Consider the following 12,506-nt stretch of genomic DNA (forward strand, 5'->3'; position numbering starts at 1 on the left):
TTCCAACACCGATTCAAGCTGAATATTGTTAATCTTTCTTGATTCTTCTTGGTTCACAATCACTACCTTCATTTAAATCTGTCCCTTTCGCTATTTAAGTAGTAAGAATTCCATTTGAAACACTAGCAATCCTAAATTTAAATCATGATATATAACTTTAATTCACCATACTCTTTATTTTTAATCCATTTATCATACTGGCAATGTAGTAGACAATTGCTAAAAAAATAACACCTCTTAAGATAATTATTGGTGAGTAAAGATACCATCTAAAGACAGAACTTATAACATATACTGATAAACATTTCTTAAAGCCAACAGTGTCAAAATTTAAACTGTTAATGATCTTCGTATAAATAGTTATTATCAAGGCGGATACAACAACTCCCGCCCATCCAAGATAAAATTGGAAATGGTAGGGAAGCACTCCACCATTATAGTGATGGTAAAATTTTAAAGTGTATATAGGTAAACTACTATTTTGTATCCTTCCCCCAAAGAAAATTGATAAGAAGAATTGCTTAAACAGATCTAATCTTTGATTTATTGATAACATCTCTTCAACTTTTAAAAATGTTAACGATGTGAAATATGCAGAATATGAAGTATCTAATGCAAACATTCTTGTTTGTATGTTATTAATAACTCCTTTTATAGCATCTATCGAAAGGTTTAACATGGTACGCTCCTGTCCAATTAATGACATCATAATAAAACCTACTAGCACAAACGGGATCAATCTAGAGATTTTTGTCTTATATGCATAGAACATTATAAAATATAAAAGAATTAATTGAAGCCCAATTATCCTTCCGCCAAAAAAGAAATTTTGTAATGCAAATAATACTAAAATTATTGATAAAATCATTTTAGAATACTTGTTCTTGGCTGTAAAATAAAATCCAACAATGAAAAAAATTAAACTGTATTCATACAATGGACTTGGCCTTCCTCTAACTCCTAAAACATCAGGTCTGTCAAATTGAAAAATTAAAATATATAGTAATATTAACCCTATTCCCAATGTGAGTAAGTGTACATTATGAGGATTTTTGTTGATAAACATATTTTCCTTAATAAATAAGGGTTTTATATGTGTAGGCATAAAAATTATCAATGACAATAAAAATAAAAAAAGTATATTTACACCTATATGAGAAACAGGATCATTTGAAAAAGACGTGAAATAACTAGAAGACAGTTTATTAATATAGTTTGGCATTATAATGCTGTAATTAAAATATGCTAGTATGGAATACAAGACAAATAGGTTAATGTTTTTCCTTACATGAATTACTAAATAAACAGATAAAACAAGCACAGACCAAGCGATTATCTGAGAACTGTTTTGAGAAAATCCATTAGCGGTATTCAATAAGAAAATACTAGTAAATATAAGAATAACGATATATTTAACAAAAGCCCTTATACTTAATGAAAACATATATCTAGATTTTCTATTGTTAGTGTGCTTCTGAACCTCCGTGATATTATTTATGCTTACCATATTTTCTAGCACACCTCCTTTTATTTCATTTCTTTATCTGAAAATACAACTCTAAATATTTCTTAAAATTGTCTTTTTTGTTATACAAAGCTTTAGCCTTTTCTACACATTGTCGTGAATAACTTGATTTACTTTGTCCTTTTATTTTTCTAATAGTATATATCAATTCATCTATGTTTCCTTTCTGTACAACAAAGCCACAGTTTTCATCTACACTCTCTTTACTGCCACCTGTATTAAATGTAATAACTGGTGTACCACATGCTAATGCCTCTAGATTAGTTGTAGGAAAATTGTCTTCTAAAGTAGGATTTATAAAAACATCTGCTGCTGAATAAATCTCTACTAATTCTCTGACATTATTTGTTCTAGTTATTCCTATTATATTATTTGGAAGTTTATTTTTTTGCTTTTCTGTTAATCCTACCATTACTATAACTTCATCTTTTTTTATTTTCTTTGATAACTCAATAAAGTACTTGTAGCCTTTTCTATGTTCCCAAACACTTGCTACACCTAATATTATAAATTTATTTTCCAAATTATATTTTTTTCTAAAATTACTTGCTGTTGGTTTGAAAACTTCTAAATCTATTCCATTATTTATAACTTTAACTGGATATTCTTCTAAAAACGATTGTTTAACTAAACCTGCAAGCCAATTTGAAGGAGTGACAATGGTCATATTTTTAACTCCTGTAAAAATTTCTTTTTTCTTATTATAATTATTTTTTGAGTTATCTAATAATATACTTGAGGGATAACCTTTCTTTTGAGGACAACTATAACAAATAGTTTTCCATTTATCGCAACCAACATAATCAAAATATGCACAATGTCCTGTAAAAGCCCAGCAATCGTGAAGAGTCCAAACAACTGGTTTATTAGCTTTCTTTAAATATTTAAAAAGCAACTCAATATTTATATAATATCCATGAATATTGTGTAAATGGATTATATCTGGATTTAATTTCTCAACTTTATTGAGAAATTCTGCAGTGGCTTTTCTTGATCCAAACCCATGTTTATCAAATAATCTAGTTTTAACTACATGCATATAGTTATCGAATTTACTCCCTATTCTTATCGAAGTATCACAGCCTCGAGCTTCGTCTCTACCATAAGCTATATAGCTTTCATGTCCATTTTCTATTAAAATATTATGTATATCTGTTGCTATTCGCCCAGTACTTCCTATACCACAAACAGAATTAATCTGTAATACTTTCATTTTATTTCCTCCAAACAAACTTATCTACTATCTTTGAATAACTCTGTATAATTTTAACAACCTTCACCGATACATTATCATCCATATAGTCAGTTGCAAGAACAGTTTTTTCTTTATTTTCCCACATTGCTCGACTTAATTCAACAGCTTGCACAATGTCCTTCTCAGTAATACCTCCTATTATAACAGTTCCTTTATCTAATACCTCTGGCCTTTCTGTAGATGTTCTAATTAACACTCCTGGAAAACCAAGTATAGCTGACTCTTCAGATAATGTACCACTATCAGATAATACACAAAAAGCATTTAACTGTAATTTATTGTAATCGAAAAATCCAAAAGGTTTAAATTGCCTTATTAATGGATGAAATTTAAATTCTCTCTCCTCAATCTTTTTCCAGCTTCTTGGATGGGTAGAGTAGATAATTGGTAATTGATATTTTTCAGCAATTTGATTAAGTGCATTCATTAATGAGAAAAAATTTTTTTCATTATCAATATTCTCTTCTCTATGTGCAGAAACTAATATATATTTTCCTGTTTCAAGTCCTAGCTCTTCAAGTACTTTACTCTGTTCTATCTTCTCTTTATTCTTATAAAGAACCTCTGTCATAGGCGATCCTGTAACAAATATATGATCTTTTCTTATTCCTTCTGAAAGAAGATATCTTCTACTATGCTCTGTATAAGGTAAATTAATATCTGATATATGATCTACTATCTTTCTATTGATTTCCTCTGGTACATTTTGGTCAAAACATCTATTTCCTGCTTCCATATGGAATATTGGTATCTTAAGTCTTTTTGCAGGAATTGCACATAATGCAGAATTTGTATCTCCAAGTATTAATAGTGCATCAGGTTTTTCTTTTAATAATACTTCATAGGATTTTGCAATTATATTCCCTATAGTTTCACCTAAATGTTTTCCTGCTACATTTAAATAATAATCAGGTTCTCTTAATCCTAGTTCTTCAAAAAACACTTGATTAAGTGTATAATCCCAATTTTGCCCTGTATGTACTAATACATGATTAAAATATTTATCGCATGCTTTAATAACTTCCGATAATCTTATAATTTCAGGTCTTGTACCTACTATTGTCATTACTTTCATTTTTTCCATCAGTACTAAACCTCCAAATAATATGTATCTGGTTTTTCCGGATTAAAAATTTCACTTGCCCAGAAAAGTGTTATAACATCTTCTTCACCTATATTTTCAATGGAATGTGTATATCCCGTAGGAATATCAACAACTTCAGGTATATCACCACTTACTCTGTATTCTATTACTTCATCACTGTCAATTTTTCTAAATCTAATAATAGCTTCACCTTGTATAACAAGAAATTTTTCAGCTTTTGTATGATGCCAATGGTTACCTCTTGTGATTCCAGGTTTAGTTTTAGAAATAAATATTTGACCAAAGCTTTGAGATTTAATAAATTCTGCAAGCCATCCTCTATTATCTTCATTTTTCTTCAGTTTATATGAAAATTTATCTTTCGGTAAATAGGATAAATATGTACCATATAATGCTCTGTCGAATTCATCTTCTAAAGCTGGCATTACTAATGTTTCTCTATTATTTTTAAAGGAATATATTTTTTCAGCAAGCTCTCCTAATTTAATTTTATATGTTTTTGATACTTTGCAAAAATCACCATCTCTTGTTTCTTTACCATCTAAAGCAGATATAAATTCGTTTACTACGTCATCTATATAACATAGTGTAAGTTCTGTATTTGGATCATGTATTTCAATTTCTAAATTTCTTGCTATATTGTAACAAAATGTTGCTACTACAGAATTATAATTAGGTCTACACCATTTACCAAAAAGATTTGGTAATCTATATACTAATACTCTTACACCTGTTTCCTTACCATAAGCAAAAACTAAATCTTCCCCTGCTTTTTTGCTTCTTCCATAGGGATTATCCCTTTCAGCTTGTATAGATGATGTAATGAGTATTGGAGCTTTATTATTATGTTTTTTTAGTAGTTCTAATAACTCTGAAGTAAATCCAAAATTTCCTTCCATAAATTCTTCTTCATTTTTTGGGCGATTTACACCTGCTAAATGAAACACAAATTCACATTCTTTTGCATACTTATCTAAAAGAGACTTATCAGTATTTCTATCAAATTCAAGAATATCTGTATATCCTTTATTTTTTAATTCTGCTACAAGATTTCTCCCAACAAAACCTTTTGAACCAGTAACCAATATTTTCATTTTATGCTCCAACCTTTCAATTTTTAAATTATTAATATTATTCGAAAGAAATAGCAACCTCTCTTGCGTTAAAAGTACTTTGTAACTCTTGTTTTATAAAATCTAATTTTAGTAGCTTTTCTTTTATTTGTTCAACATTCAAAATCTCTGTATTATGAGAGTTATATTCTTTGTATTCAGATAACTTTTTATTACCCTCAACAAAATACTTATCGTAATTTAAATCGCGGTTATCAGCAGGCACTCTGAAAAATTTCCCTAAATCCTCAGCCACTAAATACTCTTCTTTTGTAAGAAGAGTTTCATAAAGTTTCTCACCATGACGAGTACCAATAATTTTTATTTCATTGTCTGCATCAAAAATTTCTTTTATAGCTTGGGCAAGGTCTCCTATTCTAGCTGCTGGAGCCTTTTGGACCATGATATCTCCTGATTTTGCGTTTTTAAAAGCATATATAACCAGTTCTACTGCTTCATCAATGCTCATTAAAAACCTAGTCATATTCGGATCTGTAACCGTTAGAGGTTGTCCACTCTTAATTTGCTGAACAAAAAGTGGAATAACAGAACCCCTTGAAGCCATAACATTACCATACCGTGTACCACAAATAAGGGTTTTATCAGGAGATACTGTTCTTGATTTAGCAATAAATACTTTTTCCATCATTGCTTTAGAAATACCCATAGCATTTATTGGGTATGCTGCTTTATCTGTTGATAGGCAAATTACTTTTTTTACTCCTAATTCTATAGCTGCAGTAAGTACATTATCAGTACCGATTACATTTGTTTTTACTGCTTCCATTGGAAAGAATTCACATGATGGAACTTGTTTTAAAGCTGCTGCATGAAATACATAATCTACTCCATACATTGCATTTTTTATACTTGATAGGTCTCTTACATCTCCAATGTAAAACTTAATCTTGTCATTTTTGTAAAATTTCCTCATGTCATCTTGCTTTTTTTCATCACGGGAGAAAACTCTGATTTCACCTATATCAGTATTTAAAAATCTTTTTAAAACAGCATTACCAAAAGTTCCTGTACCACCTGTTATAAGTAAAGTTTTATCTTTAAACATTTCTTATTTCACCTCCAATATCTATTAATCATTTATTATATTAACTATCATCTTATAATACATTTCTGTGCAAATACGTCTTTCATAAAAATTTCTAAACATTTTTTTAGCATTTTGTCCATAAATTTTTAACTTGTTATTGTTATTTTTGAATTCTAAAATTAACTTTTCTAGACCTTCAACATCCCCTTGTAAAACACTTCCACCTGAATTATATTTATGTAGATTCCTAGCAATATCGGTATCCTTTGACATTATAGCTAATACAGGTTTTCCAGCAGCTAAATACCCGTATGTTTTACTAGGTACCCCTAGTCCCTCCACACCTTTTGCAAGGCTTACTAAACAAACATCTGAAATTTTAAGTACATCCGCATAATCATTTCCTAATAAAAAACCATACACTTTAGCATTTTGAATTTTGTTATCCTTTATATAATTTTTTACATAATTTACCTTATTACCATGTCCAGTAAATAGAAATAATATATCTTTATCATTTTTAAACCTATTTACACATTGAAGAATTGTTTCTATATCTTGACAAGTACCCATATTCCCACTATATAGTACTATAAATGACCACTCTTCTCTTAATTTCTTAAATTCTTTGTTATTAACATCATTTGAATTTATTATTTTCTCTTCACTATACCAATTAGGAATAACTTTAATTATTTCAGGTTTTATTGCAATACCGTGATCGATCATATAACTTTTCATCTCATTACTAAGAGCTATTACTCTTGAAGCATGTCCATATACTTTTCGATTGATATAATGCATTAATTTTTCAACTACACTACCCTTTTTAATTGCACCTAGTATTAGAGCATTATCTGGATATACATCAAACGCTACAAACACAAACTTTGTTTTTGATAAACGAGATATAAAATATGGTATTAACGGCAATATGGGTGGATTAGAATATACTAATATACATTTATATTTAAATAAACTAGGTAGTCTTAATAATATAGAGATAAAAAACGAAAAGAAATTGATTATTCTTCCAATTTTTGTCTTATTGTTAAACTGAGCATACTTAACTCTATTGATATTTATTCCTTTATAATTTTCCTTTTTTGGTACTTTATCACCATCAAAATACTCATTGGGATAACCACATAATACATCTACACTCAGCCCTTTTTTAACTAAATCTTCAGCTAATTCCGTTGGTAAAGTTGCTGATGAAACGTATTCTGGATAGAAATATTGACACATTATAAGTAAATCTTTCTTCATAATCTAACACCTTTTCTTATTATTTCTTTTCACAAATCTCAAGCGATTTCTTTAAGTCAGCAACACAATATTTAAAATCTTCATATGATGATAAATCTAAATCAAAAACTAAATTTCCAAAAACCTTATTAAGCACCTTTACTCGTCTTCCAAAAAGTTTAATTCCAAAAGCTAAAACTCTAGATAAATATATATTTTTAGAATTCTCTTTTGCTATTAATTTAACCAGCTCAGAAGTATTAACATATTCCTTATTCTGTGGAAAGAACAATCCACGATCTTGATTATCTATTAGTAATCTTATGAATTCAGATAAATTGTCTATGAAAATCATACTCCTCTTATTATTTACTAATGGAAATACTGGGATTTTCATCACAAGTTTCTTCAATCGAGTATAATTGCCTGGACAATTCGGTCCATATACCATTGGAGCTCTTATAATAACAATACGAAAGTGTTCATCTTCTATTTTTTTCAATTCATTTTCAGCTTCTAATTTACTTTTTCCATAGAAAGTATTAGGATTACATTGAGTATTTTTAGTTACTACAACGTCTTCTCCAATTTTCCCATTAAGTCCATATACTGACATACTACTCATGAAAATAAATTGTTTTACTCCTTCTTCTTTAGCTTTTTTAGCCACTTCAACTGTTAAATCTCTATTTATTTTATAATATATATCTTCCATTTCTGATTTTTCCTTTTTATGAACAATAGCAGCTACGTGAAATAGAATATCATACTTAGAAAAATCTTTGTTTTTCCATTCATCATTTCTCAAAGAAATGGAATCTACACTATATTTATCTGGCCATTGACTTAACCATCTTTTCAAATTCATACCAACATAACTTTTATTACCTGTTATTAAAATCCTCATCAAAACAGTTCCACCTCGAAACTTATTTTCAATCTACATATGCTATTTAAAAATAAATAATTTTTATTTTGCTTCTACTTCACTAGCTCCCTCTTTAACTCCTTCACTTCTAATCACACTAAATATGGTTTTAAAAAATATCTTCACATCAAAACCAAAACTCATTCTTTCAACATACTCTCCATCATATTTAGCTTTAATATCTATTGGTAATTCATCTCTGCCATTTATCTGAGCCCAACCTGTAAGTCCTGGGTATATATCATTGGCTCCATATTTATCCCTTTCTTCTATCAAGTCATACTGATTCCACAATGCTGGTCGAGGACCTATTATACTCATTTCTCCCTTCAGTATGTTTATAATCTGAGGCAGTTCATCAAGGCTTGTTTTTCTAAGAAACTTACCTACTCTTGTTATAAACATTTCTGGGTTCTTCAGCATATGAGTTGGTATATCTTTTGGAGTATCTGTTCTCATTGTCCTAAATTTTAATATATAGAAGTGCTTCTTATTCTTGCCCACACGTTTTTGTTTGAATAATACTGGTCCTTTAGAATCTAACTTAATAAGAACTGCTATGATTAGAAAAATTGGCCAAAGTATAATCATTGCTATAAGTGATAAAGTAAAATCCAATATTCTCTTTACATATTTCCTATACATTACTTCTAACCTCCAGTTTATCCACTTGCTACAAAACTGCTACAAATACACGTCAAACTCAGTAATTTCAATGCTTTTAGCACATTTTTAACGCTAAAATTCATCAAATTTCAACACTTCAAAACCACTTAAGCACATTTATATTACTGTATCTTACGCTTTCACATTCTCTCAACCACAGATTTCAACATATGATAGGTTCTCTTTGATAGCTTGTTCATTTCTTGATTCAAAGGTTTTTATTATACTGAAATCTCTTGAAAGAAGGGTTTTTTCTGGATTGATACAACTTGTTTCATTTTGTAGTGGCAGTTATCCAACCCTTTTTCACATATGCTTTTAACCATTTTGTATTGCTCTTTTCTGAGGAACTCCTCCGAAATATCTGAATACATTTAGGCTGTTTAATACCATCTATACCTTCGGTGGATTTTTCTTTATCTTCCCTGCATACCTTTTTACTGTTATGTCAGATAAGACCCTAATTTCAAGGGTTATTAAATCTTAAAATCCTTGGTATAAGCTGTAAATTTATATAAACAGGGTTAAGCTCTTCACTTTCATTTTTAGATTGCTTAAATCTGTTATATTCAACTTTGTTTTCTCCTGTGCTATTCCCTGCATAAGGAGATCATCGGTGATTGATTTGGTAGTTATAAGAGTCCTCGGCTGATTTTCAAGTTCTGCCTGTGCTCTTGTCAGAGAAGCCCTGGTTTCCTGCTCATCTACTTCCAGGTTTACCAGCTGGGTTTTGAACTGTGTGAGCTGGTCTATCTTTGAGTTTATTTCCTGCTGAAGCTCGTTTACTCCCCTGGGTTGCTCTGTCAAGGTTTTGCTTTTCTTCATTAAGTCTTTCTTTTAAAAACCAGGCCGAGTTTGTTTTGATGCATTAGGAGTCTGTTTCTTGTTTACTATTACTTTATTTTTCAACAACATTATTCAACATCATTTTACAAATTCCTTCTTTTGAAAAGAAAAAATTTATTAAAAATCGCTTAGTGGTTTCTTCAGTTACTGTCTCCTCTGCTCCCTCTTCTTGCTAGTTTGCACTGTCTCCATCAATACTTACCATGTGTGTTTCTGCATCATATTCAACATTTGCACCGAAAATTTCATTTAAAAATCTCAGAGGCACGAAAGTCCTGTTACTTATTACATCAGGTGTTATATCTATTTCCACGAGCTCGCCATTTACCAGTGCTACCGCTATCTATTATTTTTTCTCATTATATAACTGTTCTACCCGTGTTCTTCCTTGACATCCCATTTGTTGTTATAATTTATCATCATAACAATATTTTGAATAATGCATCTTCAATCTCTTCAGGAAATCCAACAGATACTAAATACCTAGTTTGTCCATCTATAACTTCTTCTCTACATCCTCGAATGTCAGTTGCACCGCTAAGATTTCTGATAGCTTTAATAAAAATTACTATAAAAAGTTAAAACCCGTCAGCAGTAACTAAAGGAATTTTAGGAAGAGGAAAAATGGAGCTATGCCAAACTCCTGCATAAGCAATCAATGGCTTATCGCATATATTGGTGTTCGGGCGGGTTCTAAGAAACCATTTCCTCCATATTTATTTAGCCAATGAACAATACTGGTCCCCATTTACATGCTGCATTGATCACATTTTCAATAAAAGTCCACGAAAAATTTTGCGCAATCATGGAGATGTTGACTGGTTGTTTATTTTCCTCTAAATAATCTTTGTTAACACCAACATTAAATATCCTCCTGACATATGTTTAAGCTTATATTATATTTTTTTTATATAAAACTGATTCATGTAACCTATCAGGTTTAAAAGTAGCAACTAATTTAACCAAAGTTTTTAGCAAATAATCAGAAATAGATGAAGCAATTATTTGTTCCATTTGCTCTAGAGCTTCTCGTAACAACTTTGACTCAAACTCATCCATTTTTGCAATTAAAATACGTTCGTGTTTTGTAGCTAAAGTTTCTTCTTTGTCAGACAAAAGCTCTTCATATAGTTTCTCTCCCGGACGTAATCCGGTGATTTTTATTTCAATATCCTCCCCAACTTTCAAACCTGAAAGCTCAATCAAATCACGAGCCAGATCAATTATTTTCACCGGTTTACCCATATCCAGAACAAAAACTTCACCACCCTGGCCCAAAGCTCCTGCCTGAATTACCAATTGACTTGCTTCAGGAATGGTCATAAAATAACGGGTAATCTCAGGATGAGTTACTGTAACAGGTCCTCCCTGTGCTATTTGCTTTTTGAATAAAGGAATTACACTTCCGCGGCTCCCCAAAACATTCCCAAATCGAACTGCGACAAATTTAGTCTTACTCCTTTTATTAATATCCTGAATAATCATTTCTGCAACACGTTTGGTAGCTCCCATGACATTAGTTGGATTTACCGCTTTATCTGTAGAAATCATTACAAAACGTTCAACTCCAAATTCATCTGCTGCCAAAGCCACGTTACGTGTGCCAAATATATTATTTTTAACAGCTTCTTCAGGATTATATTCCATCAAAGGTACATGTTTATGTGCTGCTGCATGGAAAACTACATCTGGCCTATATTTCTTAAATACCTGCCGTAATCTGGGCATATCACGAATACTTCCGATAACCGGAATAATATTTAAATGTTTATATCGTTCTTTTAATTCCAACTCGATGTCATAGACATTATTTTCACTGATATCAAAAATGATCAATTTTTCCGGATCAAATCTAGCAACCTGTCTACAGAGTTCTGACCCTATAGAACCTCCACCACCTGTAATTAAAACAGTTTTTCCTGTCAAATATGCAGCAACTTCTTCCATATTAATTTTAACCGGTTCTCGCCCTAAAAGATCTTCTACCTGAACTTCACGAATCTGATTTAAACTTACATCACCATTAATAATTTCATAAACACCAGGCAAAATACGAACAGTAACATTATTATTTTTACTACATAACTTATGTATTTCTCGAATTTCCTTACCAGATGCAGAAGGAATAGCAATAATTACTTCATCCACATTATACCGCTTAATGATATATGGTATCTTATTCCTATTCCCCAATACCCGCACACCGTGAATCTCTAAGTTTAATTTGGCAGGATCATCATCAATAAAACCAACAATTCTGGTATTTAACTCTTTATGTTTTTTATACTCTTTTAAAACCATCTCTCCTGCATCACCAGCGCCAACAATCAAAACCCTTTTAGCATTCTGGCTTGCAGCTACAGGACCAGAATACTCTTTCCAAATTCTCAAGAAAAATCTCGAACCACCAATTAACATGATGGTCGTCATCCAGTCCAGAATAATTATACTTCTAGGGAAAGAAACCCTGAAAAAGAATACATATCCTACCAGGATCACACTACCTAAGGTAACTCCCTGAATAATGGAAACTAACTCATGTAAGTTTGCATAACGCCAGACTTTTTTATATAAATTACTGAAAATAAAAGCGCCAATCTTAAATACAGTAATTGGAATAATTAATGGACCATACAACTTCCAAAATCCATTTGGGAGAGTACCCTCAAAACGTAAAATAAAGCTTAATAATAACGATATTTGTATAAACACTATATCACAAATTAACAACAACATTTGTTTTTTATTCAGTTTCACTTTTTTACCCTCCCAA

The 12,506-nt window shown here is 30.7% G+C and carries 11 protein-coding genes; all 11 read right to left on the reverse strand.

Annotated elements, in window-relative coordinates:
• Positions 1-157: 157 nt before the first annotated feature.
• The 11 genes from BBF96_RS11410 to BBF96_RS11460 all read right to left on the reverse strand — a co-directional run bounded on the left by BBF96_RS11410 (position 158) and on the right by BBF96_RS11460 (position 12,490).
• Entirely contained in the window at positions 158-1,519 is a 1,362-nt protein-coding gene (locus BBF96_RS11410; RefSeq protein ID WP_164731028.1) for a hypothetical protein, read from the reverse strand.
• A gap of 13 nt (positions 1,520-1,532) precedes the next feature.
• Positions 1,533-2,738, reverse strand: a complete 1,206-nt coding sequence (locus tag BBF96_RS11415; RefSeq protein ID WP_127017276.1) for a glycosyltransferase — start codon at positions 2,736-2,738, stop codon at positions 1,533-1,535.
• A gap of 1 nt (position 2,739) precedes the next feature.
• A complete protein-coding gene (gene wecB, locus BBF96_RS11420) occupies positions 2,740-3,864 on the reverse strand; it encodes a non-hydrolyzing UDP-N-acetylglucosamine 2-epimerase (protein ID WP_127017277.1) in 1,125 nt (374 codons plus the stop codon).
• Positions 3,865-3,869: 5 nt separating this feature from the next.
• Positions 3,870-4,979, reverse strand: a complete 1,110-nt coding sequence (locus BBF96_RS11425; protein ID WP_127017278.1) for a capsular polysaccharide biosynthesis protein CapF — start codon at positions 4,977-4,979, stop codon at positions 3,870-3,872.
• A 37-nt stretch (positions 4,980-5,016) separates the two neighbouring features.
• Positions 5,017-6,063, reverse strand: a complete 1,047-nt coding sequence (locus BBF96_RS11430; RefSeq protein ID WP_127017279.1) for a nucleoside-diphosphate sugar epimerase/dehydratase — start codon at positions 6,061-6,063, stop codon at positions 5,017-5,019.
• Positions 6,064-6,087: 24 nt separating this feature from the next.
• Complete coding sequence (locus tag BBF96_RS11435) at positions 6,088-7,314, reverse strand: glycosyltransferase family 4 protein (RefSeq protein ID WP_127017280.1); 1,227 nt, start codon at positions 7,312-7,314, stop codon at positions 6,088-6,090.
• 19 nt (positions 7,315-7,333) lie between these two features.
• Positions 7,334-8,200 carry an NAD-dependent epimerase/dehydratase family protein gene (locus BBF96_RS11440; RefSeq protein ID WP_127017281.1) on the reverse strand — a complete coding sequence of 289 codons (867 nt, stop codon included), beginning with the start codon at positions 8,198-8,200 and terminating at the stop codon, positions 7,334-7,336.
• Positions 8,201-8,263: 63 nt separating this feature from the next.
• On the reverse strand, positions 8,264-8,866 hold the full coding sequence (locus BBF96_RS11445; protein WP_127017282.1) for a sugar transferase: 603 nt from the start codon (positions 8,864-8,866) through the stop codon (positions 8,264-8,266).
• Between the two features lie 531 nt (positions 8,867-9,397).
• Positions 9,398-9,712: a hypothetical protein gene (locus BBF96_RS11450; protein WP_127017283.1), complete on the reverse strand. Its 315-nt coding sequence runs from the start codon at positions 9,710-9,712 to the stop codon at positions 9,398-9,400.
• A 193-nt stretch (positions 9,713-9,905) separates the two neighbouring features.
• The gene (locus BBF96_RS17480; protein WP_127018250.1) at positions 9,906-10,076 is read right to left on the reverse strand and encodes a copper amine oxidase N-terminal domain-containing protein; all 171 of its coding nucleotides are present in this window, start codon (positions 10,074-10,076) and stop codon (positions 9,906-9,908) included.
• Positions 10,077-10,624: 548 nt separating this feature from the next.
• Positions 10,625-12,490, reverse strand: coding sequence for a polysaccharide biosynthesis protein (locus tag BBF96_RS11460; protein ID WP_236777812.1), 1,866 nt, complete (start codon positions 12,488-12,490; stop codon positions 10,625-10,627).
• Positions 12,491-12,506: the final 16 nt, after the last annotated feature.

The organism is Anoxybacter fermentans (assembly GCF_003991135.1).
Classification (GTDB): Bacteria; Bacillota; Halanaerobiia; order DY22613; family DY22613; genus Anoxybacter; species Anoxybacter fermentans.